The organism is Brevibacillus ruminantium (assembly GCF_023746555.1).
GTDB classification, from domain to species: Bacteria; Bacillota; Bacilli; order Brevibacillales; family Brevibacillaceae; genus Brevibacillus; species Brevibacillus ruminantium.
On the sequence record NZ_CP098755.1, the window covers coordinates 129318 to 149812 of the forward strand.

General features: G+C 50.1%; 19 protein-coding genes and 1 pseudogene. All 20 read left to right on the plus strand.

Annotation, left to right across the window (positions count from 1 at the left end):
• Positions 1-78: 78 nt before the first annotated feature.
• Positions 79-363, plus strand: coding sequence for a sporulation protein YabP (gene yabP / locus NDK47_RS00740; RefSeq protein WP_251873001.1), 285 nt, complete (start codon positions 79-81; stop codon positions 361-363).
• Positions 360-935 carry a spore cortex biosynthesis protein YabQ gene (gene yabQ, locus NDK47_RS00745; protein ID WP_251873002.1) on the plus strand — a complete coding sequence of 192 codons (576 nt, stop codon included), beginning with the start codon at positions 360-362 and terminating at the stop codon, positions 933-935. Before yabP ends, yabQ begins: the two co-directional genes overlap by 4 nt.
• 21 nt (positions 936-956) lie before the next feature.
• Entirely contained in the window at positions 957-1268 is a 312-nt protein-coding gene (locus NDK47_RS00750; protein WP_251873003.1) for an FtsB family cell division protein, read from the plus strand.
• 42 nt (positions 1269-1310) lie between these two features.
• Positions 1311-1676, plus strand: coding sequence for a S1 RNA-binding domain-containing protein (locus NDK47_RS00755; RefSeq protein WP_251873004.1), 366 nt, complete (start codon positions 1311-1313; stop codon positions 1674-1676).
• 338 nt (positions 1677-2014) lie between these two features.
• Positions 2015-4486: a stage II sporulation protein E gene (spoIIE, locus tag NDK47_RS00760; protein WP_251873005.1), complete on the plus strand. Its 2472-nt coding sequence runs from the start codon at positions 2015-2017 to the stop codon at positions 4484-4486.
• A gap of 209 nt (positions 4487-4695) precedes the next feature.
• Complete coding sequence (locus tag NDK47_RS00765) at positions 4696-5451, plus strand: DeoR/GlpR family DNA-binding transcription regulator (RefSeq protein WP_251873006.1); 756 nt, start codon at positions 4696-4698, stop codon at positions 5449-5451.
• Positions 5448-6365, plus strand: a complete 918-nt coding sequence (gene pfkB, locus NDK47_RS00770) for a 1-phosphofructokinase (protein ID WP_251873007.1) — start codon at positions 5448-5450, stop codon at positions 6363-6365. Before NDK47_RS00765 ends, pfkB begins: the two co-directional genes overlap by 4 nt.
• Before the next feature lie 12 nt (positions 6366-6377).
• Positions 6378-8327, plus strand: coding sequence for a PTS fructose transporter subunit IIABC (locus tag NDK47_RS00775; protein ID WP_251873008.1), 1950 nt, complete (start codon positions 6378-6380; stop codon positions 8325-8327).
• 22 nt (positions 8328-8349) lie between these two features.
• A complete protein-coding gene (locus NDK47_RS00780; RefSeq protein ID WP_251873009.1) occupies positions 8350-8610 on the plus strand; it encodes an HPr family phosphocarrier protein in 261 nt (86 codons plus the stop codon).
• 15 nt (positions 8611-8625) lie between these two features.
• Entirely contained in the window at positions 8626-10350 is a 1725-nt protein-coding gene (gene ptsP / locus NDK47_RS00785; protein WP_251873010.1) for a phosphoenolpyruvate--protein phosphotransferase, read from the plus strand.
• A gap of 133 nt (positions 10351-10483) precedes the next feature.
• The gene (locus tag NDK47_RS00790; RefSeq protein WP_251873011.1) at positions 10484-11245 is read left to right on the plus strand and encodes a VWA domain-containing protein; all 762 of its coding nucleotides are present in this window, start codon (positions 10484-10486) and stop codon (positions 11243-11245) included.
• The gene (locus NDK47_RS00795; protein WP_251873012.1) at positions 11235-12167 is read left to right on the plus strand and encodes a serine/threonine protein kinase; all 933 of its coding nucleotides are present in this window, start codon (positions 11235-11237) and stop codon (positions 12165-12167) included. Before NDK47_RS00790 ends, NDK47_RS00795 begins: the two co-directional genes overlap by 11 nt.
• Positions 12168-12182: 15 nt before the next feature.
• Positions 12183-12932: a threonine/serine exporter family protein gene (locus NDK47_RS00800; RefSeq protein WP_251873013.1), complete on the plus strand. Its 750-nt coding sequence runs from the start codon at positions 12183-12185 to the stop codon at positions 12930-12932.
• A gap of 7 nt (positions 12933-12939) precedes the next feature.
• Positions 12940-13389 carry a threonine/serine exporter family protein gene (locus tag NDK47_RS00805; RefSeq protein ID WP_251873014.1) on the plus strand — a complete coding sequence of 150 codons (450 nt, stop codon included), beginning with the start codon at positions 12940-12942 and terminating at the stop codon, positions 13387-13389.
• A complete protein-coding gene (gene tilS, locus NDK47_RS00810) occupies positions 13367-14794 on the plus strand; it encodes a tRNA lysidine(34) synthetase TilS (RefSeq protein ID WP_251873015.1) in 1428 nt (475 codons plus the stop codon). The genes NDK47_RS00805 and tilS overlap by 23 nt, the downstream gene beginning before the upstream one ends.
• Positions 14791-15330: a hypoxanthine phosphoribosyltransferase gene (hpt, locus tag NDK47_RS00815; protein WP_251873016.1), complete on the plus strand. Its 540-nt coding sequence runs from the start codon at positions 14791-14793 to the stop codon at positions 15328-15330. The genes tilS and hpt overlap by 4 nt, the downstream gene beginning before the upstream one ends.
• Positions 15331-15399: 69 nt before the next feature.
• The gene (ftsH, locus tag NDK47_RS00820; protein WP_251873017.1) at positions 15400-17436 is read left to right on the plus strand and encodes an ATP-dependent zinc metalloprotease FtsH; all 2037 of its coding nucleotides are present in this window, start codon (positions 15400-15402) and stop codon (positions 17434-17436) included.
• Positions 17437-17531: 95 nt separating this feature from the next.
• Positions 17532-18389: pseudogene (locus NDK47_RS27920) on the plus strand (transposase); the annotation flags it as partial.
• Positions 18390-18865: 476 nt separating this feature from the next.
• Positions 18866-19624 (plus strand): hypothetical protein, encoded by a 759-nt coding sequence (locus tag NDK47_RS00835; RefSeq protein ID WP_251873019.1) that lies wholly within the window; start codon positions 18866-18868, stop codon positions 19622-19624.
• Positions 19625-19712: 88 nt separating this feature from the next.
• Entirely contained in the window at positions 19713-20042 is a 330-nt protein-coding gene (locus tag NDK47_RS00840; RefSeq protein ID WP_251873020.1) for a hypothetical protein, read from the plus strand.
• Positions 20043-20495 lie beyond the last annotated feature (453 nt).

Below are 20495 nucleotides of genomic sequence, written 5' to 3' on the forward strand. Positions count from 1 at the left end.
GCGCAGGCTTGTTGTTCTAAAAGGACATCCCTCCCCATATTTATGGTACAAGAAATGGTACGTGAGGAGGACAAAGGGATGAACGACCATGTGAAGCGTCCACGCCACGAAGTTGTGATGATCAATCGACGCAGCTTGGCGATTTCCGGAGTGAAAAACGTCGAGAGCTTTGATAGTGAAGAGTTTTTGCTGGAGACGGAAGGCGGCTTTTTAACCATACGCGGACAGAACCTGCACATGAAAAATCTGAGCCTGGAGACTGGCGAAGTGGCTATTGAGGGACTGGTACACGATTTGGCGTATCTGGAACAAGGGCAGGCCACAGACCGGTCGAGAGGATTTTTCGGGAAGTTATTCAAGTGAGTATCGCCGTTCAGTTTCAAACCGTTCTGGCCATGACAGCGTGCGGAGCGATCCTCGGAATGGGATTTGACACGTACCACGTGTTTTCGAGAAAGGGAAAAATTCCGGTCTGGCTCTCTTTCTTTCTGGATATCCTGTTTTGGGTAGGCAGCATGGCATTGGTATTCTGGATTCTCATCCAGGTAAACGACGGAATTGTGCGGTTCCCCATATTTCTGGGTATGTTGTTTGGTGCGTGGGTGTATTTTGTCATAGGAAGTAAGAAGTATATTCAATTCTTGAATGCCGTGATAAAATTTCTACGTTGGTTATATCGAACCATAGTACTATTGATCTATACCCTAATTGTTCGACCCGTGTTACTTTTGTATAAATTGATCTTCATGGTCGTTACCTTTTTGATGACCATCATCATGACGATTTTTGGATACGTTTGGAAGCTGATTCGATTTTTATCGTCTCCTTTTGCCAGATGGGGTCAGCATTTGGGGAAAGGAATATACAGAAAATGGGCAGGATTCTGGGGCTCGTTCAAGAAATGGTTATTCTCCGGAAAGAAGAAGCAGAAGTAACTGCAATCGAGGTGGCAAACATTGAAGACCGTCCCCCCCTCCAAACCGAATAATCGAAAAGGACAAAAGCGCAGAATCCGCCTTGTTCTCTTCTTCGTGCTTTGCTTGTTCATCTGGACTGGCTATACCCTTTACATGCAAAGCGGAGTCCTGGCCGAGAAAAAGGCAGAGCTTGACTTACTCAAGCAAGAAATCACTGCCGTCCAAAATGAGCAGGCGGAGCTTACGTACAAGGCCAGCCGCCTTTATGACGAGGAGTACATCGCAGAGCTGGCACGAAAGCAGTTCTTCTACACAAAACCAGGAGAAAGCATTTACGTGATACCGGAATAGGCGTTCAGGGACATCTACACCAAAGGGAGGCTTTTCACGTCTATGGGAGTTGAAGTGGGGAGCAAACTGGAAGGGAAAGTGACAGGCATCACGAAATTCGGTGCTTTCGTCGAGCTGCCCGGAGGTGAAACGGGGCTCGTCCACATCAGTGAGATTGCACCGACGTATGTAAAGGACATTCACGAGCACCTGAAGCTCGGGGACAAGGTCATAGTCAAGGTGTTGAATATCCGGGACGGAAAGATCGGTCTCTCCATCAAGAAAGCCCAAGAAAAAGAGCGGCCTCCTCGCCAGCATCGTGAGCGAACGGAAGGCTTTGAAGAAAAGCTGAACCGATTTATCAAAGAGAGCGAAGATCGCCAGACGTCTTTGAGAAAAAAGCGGGACAAGAGGGGACGAAGTCGTTAATCCCAATAATTTCTGAGTATTTTGATTTTTCTTTCTTATAGAAAAGCGCAATTTGCAGAGAAATCGAGGAAGGGCATTTTGAAATCGTGACGAATCTATAACAATAAGCCCGTTTCGCAAAAGCGCGAATCACCTGTCAGCCGACGTAGACCGCCAAAACGTCGGTTTTTTTTGTCCAAAAAAGCTTTTGTATAAAGGTAGACCGTATTTTGTCCAAACGCGTCAATGAATTTGTCGCACGATTTATAGAATACACTTTGGTTTTTTGACAAAATTTACAACACCCCCTTCGTATAATGGGAACCACATGAAAACGTAGACGGGGTGGTGTAAGGGTCATGATCAATAAAAACGTTACGAGTACCGGTCATATGTGGGCACGACGTGTCTCACAACAATGGGATTCCACAACGGGAAGTTGGGGAGAGAAAATCGCGGAAACGGTTCAGAAATGGAAGCTGCTACCCTTCCTCATGGGCTTTTTATTGGGACGAGCCTTGATTTTGGAGGAATTGACTCCCTTCATCGTTCCCTATTTCATGGTAATGTACTACTTGCGGAAGGACACCGTTTTGGCTTGCGGTGCGGCCCTGATTCTGGGCGCCTTTACGCATACGGTTCCGATGGGGTTGCAGGCTGTCATGAGCGTGGCGCTTTCACTGGCTGTTTGCAAATGGAGCGAGCGGCTGCGTCGCAAGGACTTCTCACGGACACCGCTGCTCGTATTGGTCACCGTGTTTAGCAGCCATCTCTTGTTTGATGCGATTACCAATCAGGTGAACACCTACCAATTGGTCATGGTGGCGGTGGAAGCTGTTCTCAGCTTTGTGCTCACCCTGATTTTTATACAGTCTCTGTCGATCATTCATCTGGCGAAGCCGTATGAGCCGTTAAAAAGCGAAGAGATCGTTTCCCTGGTGATCCTGCTCGCATCCCTGATGACAGGAACGGTAGACTGGACGATTGAGGGCCTGTCCATGGAGCATGTTTTGTCGCGGTACCTGCTGCTGCTGTTTGCCTTTGCGGGGGGAGGCACGATTGGAGCGGCGGTAGGAGTAGTAACGGGTCTGATTCTCAGCTTGGCCAATGTCAATGCGTTAATGCAGATTAATCTGTTGGCGTTTTCCGGTCTGCTGGCCGGTCTTTTGAAAGAGGGCGGGAAGGTTGGTGTGTCGGCCGGTCTGTTGATGGGTACCGCCATTTTGGCCATTTATGGGGGAGCCGAGGAAACCTTATACCTGTCGCTGGTGGAAACCGGACTTGCCATCATCCTGTTCCTGCTGACTCCGGCGGGTGTCTGGAAAAACGTCTCGCGATTTATCCCCGGAACACCGGAAAATCTGCAGTCGCATCAGATGTATATGCGCAGGGTTCGGGACGTGACAGCCGGCAAGATTCAGCAGTTTTCCGAACTGTTTGTCCAGCTTTCCCGCAGCTTCGCCCAGACAGCCGATGCCGAAGAGTACGATGAACAGACAGATGCTTTGCTGAGCCGGGTGACAGAGTTTACCTGCCAGCGTTGCTGGAAAAGAGAGCAGTGCTGGGAAAGAGATACGGAGGCCGTGTACCAGGGGATGGTCTGGATGATGGAGAAGGTGCAAGAGACGGGATCGTTGGCCGGAGTGGCACCTCCGCGCGAATGGGAGAGAAGATGCATCAAGACGGAAAAGGTGATCACGGTCATGGAACAGGAGTACGATCGTCAGCAAGCCTTTGATCTGTTGAAAAAACAAGTAAAGGAAAGCCGCAAGCTGGTCGCCGATCAACTGTCCGGTGTCTCCCGGGTGATGAGCGATTTTGCCCGCGAGATTCAGCGGGAAGGCATGGAGCTGAGTCTGCAGGAAAAGCAGGTCTCGCAAGCCTTGGAGGGATTGGGTTTGTCTGTGCGGCGCGTCGAGATTCACAACCTGGAGGAGGGCAAGGTCGATATCGAAATCAGCCAACCCTCCTGTTACGGCAGAGACGAGTGTGCCAAGATCGTCGCTCCGATGCTGACGGAGATTCTGGGCGAGAACATCGTGGTGAGGGAGCGGCAATGTGAGGCGCAAAAAGACGGGAGCTGCACGATGTGCCTGACATCAGCTAAAACCTTTGAGATTGATATAGGGGTTGCCGGAGCGGCCAAAGACGGAAAGCTGCTTTCGGGGGACAGCTTCCGAACGATGGATCTGGGCAACGGAAAGATGGCGCTGGCAATCAGTGACGGGATGGGCAATGGAGAGCGTGCCTATCTGGAGAGCCAATCGGCGTTGGACATGCTTCAGCAGCTGCTTCGCTCCGGCCTCGATGAGAAGCTCTCGATCAAAACCGTGAACTCGGTTCTGGCCCTCCGCTCGACCGATGAAATGTTTGCGACGGTGGACCTTGCCCTGGTCGACTTGCAGACTGCACATACACGCTTCGTCAAGATCGGGTCTACGCCCAGCTTTGTCAAAAGAGGGGCCGATGTGATTACGATTACCGCTAACAACCTCCCGGTGGGGATTTTGGAGGAGATCGAGGTGGATGTCATCTCGCGCACCTTAAAGCCAGGTGATCTGCTCGTGATGATGTCAGATGGCATCTACGAAGCGCCGCGCCATATCGAGAACCGCCAGGCCTGGATGAAGCGGATTCTCTCGGAGCTGGAGACCAATGATCCGCAAGAGGTAGCTGATCTGTTGCTGGAGAGGGTGATCCGGCAGCATTCCGGCCAGATCGTGGATGACATGACCGTACTGGTGGCGAGAATTGACAGATTTGTTCCGCAATGGTCGGCGATCCAGGTACACGGAATGCCCAAGCTGGAACGACCGAGAATCGTCAGCTAGCATATGCGTACAGCAATCAAGAATAGGGTAGCCTCTTGTGAAAGACGGCTGCTCTTTTTATTTGTTCATTCAGCATGTTTGATCGAAAATGAATGATTTCTATACTATAAATGGAGTTTTTTGATTTATTTTGATTGTTTATGACTGTTATTTCGGTTATAATGAGAATCATCCAAGATGATTTTCATCTGGTGTGAAAGGAGACGATCATGCTTACGCCTGAACGACATCAGCTTATTTTGAGCATGCTCAAAGAAAAAGGAGTTGCCCGGATTCACGAGCTGGTTGAGAGAACCGGCGCATCTGAATCAACTGTAAGAAGAGACCTGAGTGATCTGGAAGAACAGCGTTTGTTAAAACGCGTTCACGGCGGAGCAGCACTGCTGCAGAACAAGCTGGAAGAGCCCTCTGTCCAGGAAAAATCAGTGAAATATGAGCGGGAAAAGATCGCGATTGCCAAATATGCGGCCAGTCTGATCGAAGAGAGCGACTCGATTTTTATCGATGCGGGTACGACGACGCATCATCTGCTTTCTTTTATTCCGCACGAAAATATCGTGGTGGTGACCAATGGCGTAGATATCGCCTTGCAGCTCAGCAATAGGCAGATCAAAACGATTTTGCTTGGCGGCGAAATGAAAGCGGCTACATTGTCATTGGTGGGTCGCGACGCTTTGAAAACCATCAGCCAATACCGCTTCGACAAATGCTTTCTGGGGATGAACGGGATCGATAAGCGGCATGGATTGACCACGCCTGATCCAGACGAGGCCCATGTCAAGCAAATGGCTCTTCAGTATTCGGACCAAAGCTTCGTCCTCTGTGATTCCAACAAGTTTTCCCGCGTCACTTTTGCCAAGGTCGGGGAGCTGGATGAAGCGACCCTGATTACCGATGATGGCTTGCATGAAGAAGAGATCCGCGAATACGGAGCATTGACACAACTAAAAGTGGTGAAAGCATGATTTACACAGTGACCTTGAATCCTTCAATTGACTATCACATTTGGATGGACGCCTGGACAGAAAGAGAGATTCACAAGGCGCAGCGAGAACAAAAGGTTGCCGGAGGAAAGGGAATCAACGTCTCCAAGGTACTGAACATCCTGGGGATGGAAAGTACGGCTTTGGGTTTTGTGGGCGGTTTTTTTGGCGCCTTTATCCAGCATGAGCTGGAGCAGGAAGGCATCGCTCACAGGCTGATTCGCACCCGGCAGGAATCCCGCCTCAACATCAAAATCAAGGCGCAATCGGAAACGGATATCAGCGGGACGTCGCCGGCCATTTCGGAAGAGGAGCTTGCAGCCTTGTACAGCCAGCTTGATGAGTTGACGGCTGATGATTACCTGGTGTTGGCCGGCAGCGTGCCCCGGGGCATCCCGGATACCGTTTATCAAAGCATCATGAAACGATTGGGTCCCCGCGGCGTGCGGATTTTTCTGGACGCGAGCGGGAAAGCGCTGGCGGACGGATTGGCAGAAAAGCCTTTTCTCATCAAACCGAATCATCATGAGCTGGGCGAGTTGTTCGGCGTGGAGATCACCACGCATGAAGAGGCTGTAACCTATGGGAAAAAAGCGTTGGAGGCAGGGGCACAGCACGTCATCGTCTCGATGGCGGAGCAGGGCGCAGTCTTTGTCAGCCGAGATGGGGTGTACGTCGCTCGTATCCCGAAACAGCCTCCTGTCAATTCCATTGGAGCAGGAGATTCCATGGTGGCCGGCTTTTTGTATGGATTCACTAGGGGGATGTCCAGCGAGGAAGCATTTCGCTTTGCTGTGGCAGCAGGCAGTTCCACTGCTTTATCGGAAGGCTTCTGCACGCACGAGAAGATTCGAGAAATATCTCCGAAGATCACGGTGACAACCGTGGAAGGGTAAGGGGGAGTACACATGTCAAAACCCATTCGCATCGGTGATTTGTTGAAAGAGGATACCATCGTTCTGGCGCTTGCGTCCTCTACCAAGGAAGAGGTGCTGGACGAGTTGATCGCCAAGCTGGATGAAGCAGGGCGGTTGAACAGCAGGGACGAAATGAAACAAGCGATACTCGCCCGCGAAAATCTGAGCTCGACCGGAATCGGCGAGGGAATCGCCATCCCTCACGCCAAGTCGGCAGCAGTTAAAACTCCCAGCATTGCATTTGGCTTTTCCAAAGAGGGGGTCGACTTCGATTCCCTGGACCAACAGAAGGCGCATCTGTTTTTCATGATTGCTGCCACGGAAAACGCCAATCAGGCGCATCTGGAAACACTGGCTTTGCTCTCCCAGATGCTGATGGATGAAGGTTTTCGAGAAAAGCTTATGACTGCGGGATCAAAAGAAGAGATTCTGGCCATCATCGCAGAGAAGGAGCGCGAGATTGAAGGAGAACAAGAGAAGCAAGAAGAGCGAGAAGCACGGGCGGAGCAAGCGCGACAGTCTTTGGCAAAAGAGAGTACGGAGCCTGCTGCAAGAGACCGGGTGGTTGCCGTAACGGCGTGTCCTACCGGTATTGCCCACACCTATATGGCTGCGGATGCCCTGAGGAAAAAAGCAGAGGAAATGGGCATTGCTATCAAAGTGGAGACGAATGGCTCAGGCGGAGTGAAAAACCGGCTGACAGCAGAGGATATCGAGGAGGCTGCCGCTGTCATCGTCGCCGCTGACAAGCAGGTAGAGATGGAGCGATTTGCCGGAAAAATCGTCATCGAGGTTCCGGTCGCAGAAGGAATTCGCCAGCCTGACGTCTTGCTTGAACGTGCAGTGAAGCAGCAGGGCAAACGATACCAGGGAGGCAGAGCTCAGGCTCAGCCGGATGGTGAGTCCAAAGAGAAGCAGGGAGCAAAACAGTTTGCCTTTTACAAGCATCTGATGAATGGCGTGTCCAACATGCTGCCCTTTGTCGTCGGCGGCGGGATTATCATTGCGCTCAGCTTTATGTTTGGCATTAAGGCCTCTGATCCGAATGACCCGACGTTCCATCCTTTTGCCAAGGTATTGATGGACATCGGAGGCGGGTCGGCATTTGGCCTGATGATCCCGGTTCTCGCCGGATTTATTGCCAAAAGCATCGCAGATCGTCCCGGTTTTGCCCCCGGTATGGTGGGCGGGATGCTGGCTGCTTCCAGCGGTGCCGGATTCCTCGGCGGACTCATCGCCGGGTTCCTGGCGGGTTATCTCGTGCTCGGCTTGAAAAAGCTGTTCAGCGGACTGCCGCAATCACTAGAGGGCATAAAACCGATGCTGCTCTACCCGTTGCTCGGGACGCTGCTCACTGGTCTGGTCATGATTTACGTGATATCCGAACCGTTGGCCCTGGTAAATACAGCGCTCGGTGACTGGTTGAAAAACCTGAACCAGGGGAATGCCATCCTCCTGGGCGCTATTCTCGGGGCGATGATGGCGCTTGATATGGGAGGACCGTTTAACAAAGCGGCATTCACCTTCGGGATCGCGATGATTGCAGAAGGAAATTACGGTCCCCACGCGGCCATCATGGCAGCGGGGATGACTCCGCCGCTGGGATTGGCCCTGGCAACCACGCTGTTCCGCAAGAAATTCAGCGCGGAGGAACGACAGGCCGGCAAGACGGCATACCTGTTGGGGGCCTCTTTCATTACAGAGGGGGCGATCCCGTTTGCGGCTGCTGACCCGACTCGTGTGATTCCTTCCATCATGGCAGGCTCTGCCGTGGCGGGCGGGCTGTCAATGTTCTTCGGTTGTACCCTGCCGGCACCGCATGGAGGCATCTTCGTGCTTCCAGTCATCGGCCACCCGGGAATGTACGTCCTTTCCATTTTGGCCGGTACGATCATTACCGCATTGATGGTCAATCTTTTAAAGAAGGAAGCCGTCAAGTAAACATAAAAGGAGTGGTAGCACCATGTTGACGAAATCTTTCACTATCCAAAATCCAAGCGGACTGCATGCACGTCCTGCCTCCCTATTTGTCCAGAAGGCGACGTCCTACCCCTGCAACATCTATGTCATCAAAGGCACCAAGAAGATCAATGGGAAAAGCATCATGGGTTTGATGACGCTGGGAGCCGCCAAGGGTGATGAAATTATTCTGGAAATTGACGGAGAAAGGGAACAGCAGGCGATGGACGAACTGGGCAGCTTGCTTGAAGCGGTCCACGAATAAGTAAGGGGCGATCACATGATTATCCAAGGTATTGCGGCTGCACCGGGCATTGTCATTGGACGTGCGCTGGTAAAAAAGAACGACCAGCTTCGTTACGAGCGCCGGACCGTCGGTGAAACAGAGAGTGCCGCAGAAGTGGGAAGGTTTCAGCGCAGCGTGCAAGCATCGCTTCAAGAGTTGGAAGCCATTCAGGAAAAAACGCGGCTCGGCATCGGGGAAGAAGAAGCGAAAATCTTCGAGGCACACCAGTTGTTTCTGCAAGATCCGGATTTTATCGGCAGTATCGAGGAAAAGATCAGAGGGGAAGGCGTCAATGCCGAAGCAGCACTGGAAGAGGTGCGGGATCAATTCGTTCTCTTGTTTGAGAGCATGGAGAATGAATACATGCGGGAGCGTGCCGCCGACCTCCGCGATGTGAGCCAGCGCGTGTTGCGCAATCTCTTGGGGGTAAAGGAAGACGCCGAGTCGGGCTTTTCCGATCCGATGGTTCTGGTCGTCCATGATTTGACCCCTTCAGATACTGCTCAGTTGGATCGGGAGAAGGTAAAAGGATTCTTGACTGATATCGGGGGGCGCACCTCCCATTCGGCTATTATGGCAAGGACGATGGAAATACCGGCAGTGGTCGGATTGTCCACGGTCACGGAGCAGGTACAGACCGGGGACCTGGTGATTGTGGACGGACTGGAAGGAAAGGTACACATCAAGCCGGACCCGGATCTGATCCAGGCCTATGAGGAAAAACAGCGTCAGTATGCGGAGAAAAAAGAGACCTGGAATCGTTTGGTCCATGAATCGACGGTGACGAAAGACGGAAAGCGTGTAGAGCTGGCTGCCAATATTGGCAACCCGCAAGAGGCCGCGCAAGCCCTGGCGAGCGGTGCGGAAGCCGTTGGCCTGTTCCGAACGGAGTTTCTCTATATGGGCAGGGACCAGTTCCCCACGGAGGACGAACAATTTGAGGCGTACAAGGCGGCTGCCCAGGCCATGGGCGGTAGGCCGGTCGTGATTCGGACACTGGATATCGGCGGGGACAAGGAGCTTTCCTATCTGTCTTTGCCCAAAGAGCTGAACCCGTTTCTCGGCTATCGCGCGATTCGTCTCTGTCTGGATCGCCCCGAGCTGTTTCGGACGCAGCTGCGTGCCTTGCTCAGAGCCAGTGTGTATGGAAACATCAAGATTATGTATCCGATGATCGCGACGCTCGGGGAGCTGCGCCGGGCCAACCGTATGCTGGAGGAAGCCAAGGAAGAGCTGCAGCGCAACCAGATTCCGTTTCAAACAGATCTTAAGGTCGGTATCATGATCGAAGTGCCGGCAGCAGCCATGATCGCCGATCAACTGGCGAAGGAAGTCGATTTCTTCAGCATTGGCACCAATGATCTGATCCAGTATATGATGGCTGCCGACCGGATGAATGAGCAAGTCTCGTACCTGTATGATCCCTACCATCCAGCCGTACTGCGGATGATCAGGCAAGTGATTCAGGCCGCCCATCAGGAAGGGAAATGGGTAGGGATGTGCGGTGAAATGGCAGGCGAAGAGGCTGCGATTCCGATCTTGTTGGGACTTGGTTTGGATGAGTTCAGCATGAGTGCCGTCTCGATCCTGCGTTCGCGTCATTTATTGAAGCAACTGGATCACAGCGAGATGCGCGCGGTTGCCGAACACGTTCTTTCCATGGAGAATGGTGAAGAAATCAGAGCGTATATAAAAGAGCAGGTTCTCTCCAAGCTGTGAGGACGTGCAGGAAGCACAGGAGGGTTGCTGCGGCCTGGATTCGGGCAGCTTGCAATCCTTTTGGTATGTTTCCTCCCCACCCTGTCGATACTGGTTAGCAAATAACAGGCAAGGCAGAATGGGGAGATGAAAAGTGAAAGAAGCAACATTGCGACAAATTTTGGTAGTGACGGACGGCTGCTCCAACTCTGGTTTAAGTCCGGTGGCGGCGGCTACGTTGGCACGCGAACAGGGAATTACGGTAAATGTCATCGGGGTCATTGAAAAAGGAGACATGGGCGAGCAGGGCGAGAAGGAAATCCGCGAGATGGCAGAGGCAGGGGGCGGCCTGTTTGACATCGTCTATCCCCAGCAACTGGCCCAAACAGTGCAGATGCTGACGCGCAAGGCCATGACGCGGACGATCCATCAGGTGGTCAGCAAGGAATTGAAAGAGATTTTGGGCGATTCTGCCATGGAAGGCTTGGCCCCGGAAAAACGGGTACAGGTAGCAGGAATGGTGGATGATCTGGGGGAGCGCAGCCGACTTGATGTCGTGATGCTGGTCGATTCCTCCGGTAGTATGAAGCCAAAGCTGTCGGCTGTCCAGCAAGCCATCCACGATTTCAGCATCAGCCTGCGTTCCCGCAGTGGCCAAAGTCGAATGGCTGTTTGTTCATTTCCTGGGAAACAAAATCATCTCGATGTCCGTATCCCGTGGACAGAACAAGTGGAGCAGGCCCATCAGCTCACGTCCGGCCTGACGATGAGCGGAATTACGCCCACAGGTCCAGCGATTATTGAGGCAATTGCGTTGTTTGAGCATATCCAGCTCCCGGCGAATTTGCGTGATCGCTATGGGTATGACGAGACAGAGGATGACGATCGGGGCAGCCTGAAGGACCATGTCTTTTAATCGGGCGATCCCCAGCTTGCCCCGCCAATTTAGCGGCAAGTGGAATCAAAAAACGTACCACGTCCTGCGGGAGCTGGGCCGTGGTGCGAACGGGGCCGTGTATTTGGCTTCACAGGGGGGAGTTCCGCGCGCTGTCAAAATTGGAGCGGAAGGCATGGATATCCTCATGGAGGTCAATGTACTGAAACATTTGCAGCAGGGGCGAAACGACCGCACATCAGTGGCTCCGTTGCTGTGCGATGTGGACGATCTGCGGATTGAGGGGAAAAGCTGCACGTTTTACTCCATGGAATATCTGGATGGCGAGCAATTGAATCAATACGTTCAGCGGAGGGGTGCCGACTGGGTGCCCGTGCTGATGATTCAACTGCTCTCCAGGCTCTCTGTGCTGCATCGCTACGGGTGGGTTTTCGGGGACTTAAAACCGGAAAATGTCATGGTAACCCATACGGATAGCCAGGTGAGGCTGATTGATTTTGGGGGAGTAACCAAAATCGGCAATGCCGTGAGACAATTTACCGAAGAATACGACCGTGCTGCCTGGCTCGCAGGAGATCGGCGGGCAGAGGCCGCTTACGATCTATTCTCTCTGGCGGTCATGACGGTTCGCTTGGCGACTCGGCCAGAAGATTGGAAGAGTTTACAAGTAGAGAGACGTCATACTACCCTGCTCTGTGATATAATACGGAACAACGACAGCCTTTATCCCTATCGTCATCCGCTCGTCAAGGCCCTGCACGGCCAATACGCCACAGCGGAGGAGATGAAGAGTGAGATGATTGCGATTGTGCAGAAAGGTTCAGTTGGCACACGCAAAAAGAAGGCGTCTGGCTCCGGCGCTGCCGGCATCTGGATTGGCGGTTTCTTTGTCGCATCCATGCTGCTGCTGGCTGGAACACTGTATTACGCATGGTTGATGTGAGGGGTGTGGCAAGCAGTGTCCTCTGACCTGGTGATGGATACATGCCTGTTGGCAGGTGAAATCATGTTGAAAAACGGCGGCGAAACGTATCGTACGGAAGAGACGATGTCCCTGATCGCAAGGGCGGCCGGTATGGACTCGGTAAACAGTTCAGCGACGCCAACCAGCATCATTTTGTCTTTTCGGACAAATGGGCAGGATCATACCCGTATGGTTCGCACGCCGAGCCGTACGATTAATCTAAACAAAGTAACCCTGGCCAACGACGTTTCGCGCCGGTTTGTTTCTGGAAAGATCACGCTTTTGGAAGCCTATCATTTATTTGAGCAGATTGACCGGGGAAAACCTGTCTATCCGAGATGGCTGCTGCATATGGCGGCTGGCATTGCCAGCGGCTCTTTTTCCATGCTTGCCGGCGGGTCATGGTACGACCTGCTTCCTTCTGTTTTGGCAGGCTTAACGGTAAATCTCAGTCTACAATTTTTCGAAAAGTTTCTACGCATGAAATTTTTTACAGAATTTATGTCCGCATTGCTTGGGGGATTGTTTGCATTCCTGAGCGTAACGATTTTCCCTCAGCTTCATTTTAGCATCTTGATTATCGGTGCCATGCTGCCCCTTTTCCCTGGGATTGCGATTACCAACTCGCTTCGGGATTTGATTGCCGGAGATCTGGTAGCCGGTGTCTCACGCGGGGCGGAAGCGCTTTTGACGGCACTTTCCGTTGCAGTCGCAACAGCTATTACCCTATGGTTCATGAGGTGACGCGCAAATGGTACTGTTGAAAGGATTGGGATTAAGCCTTTTGTCCTCGATGGCCTGGGGATTGCTGTTTAATGTGCCGGTGCGGACGCTCTTGGCCTGCGGTTTCGCCGGATTGACCGGTTGGCTGGTCTTTGCGCTGTTGCCTCTTTTTGGGGCGGAGGTCATTTTATGCACGTTTGTTGCGGCTACGGTTGTCTCGATGCTCAGTCAGATGCTCTCGATCTGGCTGAGGGTGCCGTCCACCAATTTCAGTGTTGCCGGCATTATTCCGCTGGTTCCCGGATCTCTCGCCTATAAAGCCATGCTCGCATTTGTAAATGGAGAATATATTAATGGACTCACCCTGGGGATGCAAACGGCCATGGTAGCAGGGGCCATCGCATCTGGTCTGATTTTGGGAATTTCTGTATTTACCATTTGGAGGGAAACCCGCCATGCTCGAAAGCGTGCGCAATAACATTGAGAGCCAACATCTTTTGGGGCCGGGCGAGTCGATTGTCGTCGGAATTTCGGGGGGCAATGATTCTACAGCGCTGTTGCATATCTTGTGGGCTCTCAATTCACACTATCAGTACGGCTGGACGCTCCACGCGGTTCACCTCAATCACGGGTTTCGCGGAGAAGAAGCAAAAGAGGACGCGAAATACGCAGAGGAGCTGTGCCGAGAGCTGGGCATCGCCTTCCATCTGTTCGAGCGCAGCATCCCCGAAGTGATGAAAGAGACCGGGATGGGGCCGCAAGAAGCAAGCCGGGCCGTCCGATACGATCTGTACAAACAGGTGGCGCTGAAGGTGAAAGCCTCAAAAATAGCGGTCGCTCATCATGCTGACGACCAGGTCGAAACGATCCTGTTCCGGCTCGTCAGGGGCACCCGGCTGTCCGGACTTGCGGGAATGCCTGCACGTCGCTGGCTGGTAGAGAATCAGGTTGAGCTGGTACGCCCTCTGTTGTCGGTCAGTCGTGCGGAGCTGGAGCAATACTGCCGGGATGCTGGATTGTCTCCGCGGGAAGACAGCAGCAACCGCTCGCGCAAATACGCGCGCAACCTGATTCGGCTGGAAGTCATGCCGCTTTTGGGACAAATTAATGAGCGGTACGCGGAACATATCCTCTCTCTGTCGAGGGCTGCCCAGGAGGATGAAGCCTATCTGCAAAAGCAGAGCAGGGAACGGCTGGAAGCGGTTATTTTGGAACAAAAACCGGGCAAAGTGGCCATCGACGCGGACAAGTTTCAAAGTTGTGACGTTGCTTTACAAAGGAGAATGATTACTCTAATATTAAATTATCTCTCAAGGCAAATCGAATGGTCTTCGCAACATGTGGAGGCCGTTTTGCACATGATAGAGGGAATTCGTCCGTCTGCAGAGCTGAATTTTCCCAGCGGCATATCCGTCGTCAGGGTTTACGGGCAGGTTCGCTTTCAGATGGAGGAAGAGCAATTACATAGTTCGTTTTTCTGCTACAAGCTCGCGGTTCCGGGAATGACACTCGTTCCGGAAAGTGGAGCATCAGTACATATGTTTTATCGAGATGGCCCCATCGATTGGGCACGACTTCCCGATGATGCTGCGGTATTTGATGCCGATCGACTTCCTGGGCCTTTATTTGTTCGCAGTCGCAAGTCAGGCGATCGCATGACGTTATGGGGGACTGCCGGAAGCAAAAAGCTGAAGGATCTGTTGATTGACGCCAAGGTGCCGCAGCGATGGCGGGACAAAATGCCGATCGTGACTGCGGGTGACCAGGTGGTCTGGGTGCCGGGCATCCGCCGATCCGCGATTGCACCAGTGAATGAGTGGACCAAGCGGGTTTTGTACGTGGAAGTGGAGTTTGGAGAAGAGTGGCGGGAGGTTTTAAAGTGAATCAAGACATCAAAGAGATTTTGCTCACCGAGGAGCAGATTGCAGAAAAGGTAAAAGAGCTGGGGGCTGTCTTGAGCGATGAATACCGGGGGAAAAACCCGCTCGTCATCTGCGTCCTGAAGGGTGCCGTGGTATTCATGGCCGATCTGCTTCGTCACATGGATATCCCTTGCGAAATGGATTTCATGGCGGTATCGAGCTACGGTAGCGGGACCGAGTCTTCAGGGATGGTGAAAATCCTGAAGGACCTCGACACCTCTGCCGAGGACCGGCATGTTCTCGTTGTAGAGGATATCATGGACAGCGGATTGACGCTGAGCCGGCTGATGGAGCTTCTACGCCACCGCCGCGCTGCTTCGGTGAAGGTTGTGACGCTCTTGAACAAACCAGAGCGCCGCAAGGTAGACATCTCGCCGGATTACAGCGGCTTTACCATTCCTGACGAATTTGTCGTCGGCTACGGTTTGGATTATGCCGAGAAGTACCGCAATTTGCCGTTTATCGGCGTTTTAAAGCCGGAAGTATACTCCAGCTAGGTTTGTTGTGAAGAACAGGCCTCGTATGGTAAAATGTGAAAAGTGTCTGTTCGTGAGAGGAGGTAAGGAATGAATCGCTTTTTTCGTAATACTGGGTTCTACCTACTAATCTTTCTTGTCACGGTCGGGATCGTGAATTTTATCCTCTCCGGTACTGATAAGGTTGGGAAACTTACATATCAGGAATTCCGGGTAAACCTGCAAGCCGATAATGTCTCCGAGCTTACCCTTCGCCCTGAAGGCGGCACCTATCGGGTAGAAGGCATTTTGGCGAAATCAGGTCCGGGACAGGAAACCAAGTTTGTAACGAATGTACCGCTTTACGATTCGGATATCATCGTCTTGATCAATAAAAAGATTGATGAGGAGAAAATGAAGCGGGTCGAGGTTGCGCCTCAAGAAGGAAACAGCATTTGGCTTACTTTCCTGACCTCGATCATTCCGTTTATCATTATTTTTATCCTGTTTTTCTTTTTGCTAAATCAGGCCCAAGGCGGCGGCAGCCGAGTCATGAATTTCGGCAAGAGCCGTGCAAAGCTGTATAACGAAGAGAAAAAGCGTGTCACATTTGACGATGTTGCAGGAGCAGACGAAGAAAAAGCAGAGCTGGAGGAAGTCGTGGAGTTTCTTAAAGACCCGCGCAAGTTCTCCGCAGTCGGTGCCCGTATTCCGAAGGGCGTGCTGCTGGTGGGTCCTCCTGGTACCGGTAAAACCCTGCTTGCCCGTGCTGTAGCCGGTGAGGCGGGTGTACCGTTTTTCAGCATCTCCGGTTCTGACTTCGTAGAGATGTTTGTCGGGGTGGGTGCGTCCCGCGTGCGTGATTTGTTTGAGAACGCAAAGAAAAACGCGCCTTGCATTATCTTTATCGACGAGATTGACGCAGTGGGTCGCCAGCGTGGAGCAGGTCTTGGCGGCGGCCATGACGAACGCGAGCAAACACTGAACCAATTGCTTGTAGAAATGGATGGCTTCGGCGGAAACGAAGGAATCATCATCGTTGCTGCTACGAACCGTCCTGACATTCTGGACCCGGCACTCTTGCGTCCGGGACGCTTTGACCGTCAAATTACCGTAGACCGCCCTGACATCAAGGGACGGGAAGCTGTACTGAAGGTCCACGCCCGCAACAAGCCGCTGGGCGAGGATGTGAAGCTGGATGTAATCGCGCGCGGTACATCAGGTTTCACGGGTGCCGATCTGGAGAACCTGTTGAATGAGGCAGCTCTCTTGACCGCACGCAAAAACAAAAAGCAGATCAATATGCTAGAGGTCGATGAAGCGATTGACCGCGTCATTGCTGGTCCTGCGAAGAAATCCCGCGTGGTGAGCGAGGACGAAAGACGCTTGGTTGCTTATCACGAAGCGGGTCATACGATTATTGGATACTACCTCAGAAATGCTGAAATGGTACATAAGGTAACCATCATCCCACGCGGTCAAGCGGGTGGATACACAGTGATGCTGCCGAAAGAAGACCGTTTCTTTGCGACAAAAACCGATTTGCTTGACAAGATTACCGGACTGCTGGGCGGTCGCGTTGCAGAAGAACTGGTACTGGGCGATATCAGTACCGGTGCTCATAACGACTTCCAGCGCGCCACGGCCATCGCTCGCAGCATGATTACTGAATACGGTATGAGCCGTCTGGGACCGATGCAGTTTGGACGCAATCAAGGTCAAGTCTTCCTCGGCCGCGATATTGGCCACGAGCGCAACTACTCCGAGCAGATTGCGTATGAGATCGACCAGGAAATGCAGAGAATTATCACCGAGTGCTACGACAAGTGTAAAGAACTTCTGACGACACATCGGGATAAACTGGAGCTGGTCGCGACGACTTTGCTGGAAGTGGAAACGCTGGATGCTGATCAGATCAAGCAATTGATCGAAAACGGCAAAATGGACCCGCATCCCTTGGAAAACAAGGATGTCGTGGTAAATATCCAGTCCAAAAAAGAGGAGCCGACGATCAGTGAAGCTCCTGCTCCTGCCACTCAAGAGGCTGACAGCTCTGCTGAAAACGCGACTGACAGCGCAAATGAAAGCAAGAAGTCTTCCGACACGGAGCCAAACCAAGACCCGAATCAAGATGAGAAAAAACAGTAAGAGCACCTGCGGGTGCTCTTTTTTCATAATATAATAGCGGAAAGAATATGTTTTGGGGGCGCAAGCCCCTTTATTTGTTTTGATAAAATGGGGATATGGAGACAAACGTTCTTAAGCAGATTTTTATTGATCACTGGAAACCTTTTGTTAAGAAATATGGAAAGAGAATCCGTCCATCGGTTTTGAAAGAAGTACAGAAGTTTCTAAACTGCGGCGACCCAAAAAACGGATTTAAATTATTCGTTTGTGAAGGATGTCATCATACAAGCACGACTTGTTCATGCAGCGAAGCGGAAGAATGGAGCCGTATCATGAACGAAGAGGTTCTACAGGTTAATCATCGTCATGTGACTTTTACAATCGATGAAGGATTACGAGTGATTTTCCAAAAATATCGTAGGATGCTTAAAGAATTTATGAATGAAGCTGTCCGTCTTGTTCAGGAATGGTTTGAAAAGAAACTTAAGGTAGCTCCAGGAATCATTGCAGGGTTGTATACATTTGGTTCGCATTTAAATTTTGATCCACATGTTAGTTACAATGGAGGGGAATGAAGAAAAGAAAAACGGGGAATGGAAAACGTATGACTAAATTCCATTTGGGATGTTACGAAAACGGTGGCAAACTGTAGTTCTTAAGCTAATTCGTCAATTGTTGAACCGACAAGAGCTAAAACAAGTACAGCCATTGGCCTAAATCGAATAGAGCAATATGGTGGGGAAACCGTTACTTTTCGGTATCATGATAAAACAACTGGCAAAGAAAAACGGGAAACTTTAAGTGTAGAAGAATTTATAGGTTGCCCGATTAGCCATATTCCAGACGAGCAGTTTAAGACGATTCGTCATTTTGGAGTATATGCAAGAAGAAGTAAGAGGATATGCAAACAAAAGATTAGTATCTGGCAACAAGAGTTGAGCAGAAAGATTATTCGGATCAAACGATTTCTCAATTGAAGAAAATGGAGCCAGCGGATAAACGCGATTGCTGTGACCCGATAGCAAAGATACACGATCACCAGATATCGCCTGGATTTCTTTAATTGTGTTGTGACCATCGTCTTGACATAGCCGCAAAATCGTCTTGAAGCTTGTAGAGGATTCAGCGAATCGTCATTATTGAAAACGAATCGAAGCGAGAATAGTTGTTTTGAAATGAATTCCTATAATTTAACATGGAATTTCAGTTGTGGGGAGGGGGAGCGTCTATCTGCAACTCGTCACTTTGTTCAAGAATGACTGGGAAATTCCCTGGCTTTTACAGCTTATTCAGCGTTGATCTCTACTTGATCATCGCTATGAAGTGCTTTCGAAACTCAGGGTTATATATTATAAACTATTTTGTTTAGTCAATAAAATCAGAAATATTTGACATTATAGGTTTTATAAGGTAATGTATTGTGTAAATATATTACATAGGAGGTTTTTTTGTGAAAAAAATATTTAGTAGTTTTTTTTCATTGATGCTCTTAACTTCTTTGGTTAGTGGTGTAGCTGTAGCAGGTAACTCAGCCAGTACTAAAGAGGTGTCGTTCTCAACAGAAGAAACTAAAGACCTTAGTGCATTATTCGAAATGGCCAAAAACAATATTACGGAATATAAAGAACCTCCCAATGCTAGAGCTACACTATCTAAAGACGGGAATGTCCAAAATGTGAGGGTTTATCAAACAACAAAGCGCTTAAAAACTGAAAGAAATATTGCTTCAGGTGATCAAAAAGATAGCTACGTTACCTATTATTTTTATGGTGTACCTAAAGAAGCAATTGATAACGAGTCAATATCAACTTTTGGCTCAACTTCTGATGATGATTTTGACTCCAGTTATTCTGTTCAAGCATATTCCACATACTTCTGGGACAGATACAAAGACACTAATGGGAACGGATATAAAAAATTAACTAAAGTTACTGGGGGATGGACCATTCACGATAATAAAGTATCAATAACAAATAGAGAGGTTAAATATGGGGCAAGTGGTGGTTCTTTACGTGACGATGGAACCCACGGGGGTAGTGTAATCCAGGATAGTGGAATATTAAAGCCAACGTCAAATTCATTCTCATACAATGCCCCTACAAGTTGGAAGCCGGTTTTTGAAGGGGCTGGTACTATTGGTGTGAATACAACTGCAACGCTAAAATTAGGATCTGAAACTTGGACCTTAAGACTGAATAATTACCAATAAAATTAAATTAACATTTTGGAAGTTATAAAACGAGCACTAATATTGGTGTTCGTTTTATAATTTTGATAATGAGGAGGAGGTGGTTCACTTGATTAAAGCAACATTAATTGGAATCAGTTTCGTCCTACTTTTTTTTGCGTATTCTCTTTATCAAGGAGATTTTTTGGGCTATCTAATTAGGTTTACAGGGTATACAGGCTTCGGATTGGTAGGTCTTGCAATTCTTATGTTGGGGTCTACATTGGGAGTAGACAGGATTAAAATAGAGACTCCTGACGTAAAAAGAAATTTCATTGTTGATGATGACAACGAAGAAATGAAAAAAGAAAGAAAGTTAGAGCAACAATGGGCTATTTGCACCCTATTAGTTGGGTTACCGTCATTAATTACATGTTTGGTTCTATATTTTGGGAGTTAAAAATTTTTTGTTGATTTTCAGGTTGAGCCCAATAATCGGATACACAATATGAGGGAAAGCTACGGAATAACCTCTTGGCATCATCAGGCCTGTTGATTAACCAAATACTGTAATCTCAATAACCCGTAGAGGTTTATGTGTTTGCACAATATATTGAATATTTACAGTTCATTCCACAGGTAGCATATTAAGAGCAAGCAAACGTGTAAATCGTATGAAAGAGAGTTCCGCGTGCCGAGGTATTGACAGATGAGTTAAGTCGCAGCCTTGACTGGTTTACAGTGAGCGGTCAACAGAGCCATCAAATCTTGGACATTAGAAACAATTAACTCATGGATATTATAGAGTAGTAGAAACAGTAGGTGGAAAGTTCCTTGAATACAGCGAATGGTACCTCTGCTGCAGTGCTCGGTTACCCCGCATCCCATGAATCTACTCCCTGTATTGAATAAC

What these genes read in the sequence shown, in the direction of transcription:
- tilS (WP_251873015.1), top strand. Translation starts at nt 13,367, where the DNA reads ATGCTCGAAAGCGTGCGCAATAACATTGAGAGCCAACATCTTTTGGGG.
- ptsP (WP_251873010.1), top strand. Translation starts at nt 8,626, where the DNA reads ATGATTATCCAAGGTATTGCGGCTGCACCGGGCATTGTCATTGGACGT.
- spoIIE (WP_251873005.1), top strand. Translation starts at nt 2,015, where the DNA reads ATGATCAATAAAAACGTTACGAGTACCGGTCATATGTGGGCACGACGT.
- ftsH (WP_251873017.1), top strand. Translation starts at nt 15,400, where the DNA reads ATGAATCGCTTTTTTCGTAATACTGGGTTCTACCTACTAATCTTTCTT.
- yabP (WP_251873001.1), top strand. Translation starts at nt 79, where the DNA reads ATGAACGACCATGTGAAGCGTCCACGCCACGAAGTTGTGATGATCAAT.
- pfkB (WP_251873007.1), top strand. Translation starts at nt 5,448, where the DNA reads ATGATTTACACAGTGACCTTGAATCCTTCAATTGACTATCACATTTGG.
- NDK47_RS00775 (WP_251873008.1), top strand. Translation starts at nt 6,378, where the DNA reads ATGTCAAAACCCATTCGCATCGGTGATTTGTTGAAAGAGGATACCATC.
- NDK47_RS00795 (WP_251873012.1), top strand. Translation starts at nt 11,235, where the DNA reads ATGTCTTTTAATCGGGCGATCCCCAGCTTGCCCCGCCAATTTAGCGGC.
- NDK47_RS00755 (WP_251873004.1), top strand. Translation starts at nt 1,311, where the DNA reads ATGGGAGTTGAAGTGGGGAGCAAACTGGAAGGGAAAGTGACAGGCATC.
- NDK47_RS00765 (WP_251873006.1), top strand. Translation starts at nt 4,696, where the DNA reads ATGCTTACGCCTGAACGACATCAGCTTATTTTGAGCATGCTCAAAGAA.
- NDK47_RS00805 (WP_251873014.1), top strand. Translation starts at nt 12,940, where the DNA reads ATGGTACTGTTGAAAGGATTGGGATTAAGCCTTTTGTCCTCGATGGCC.
- NDK47_RS00780 (WP_251873009.1), top strand. Translation starts at nt 8,350, where the DNA reads ATGTTGACGAAATCTTTCACTATCCAAAATCCAAGCGGACTGCATGCA.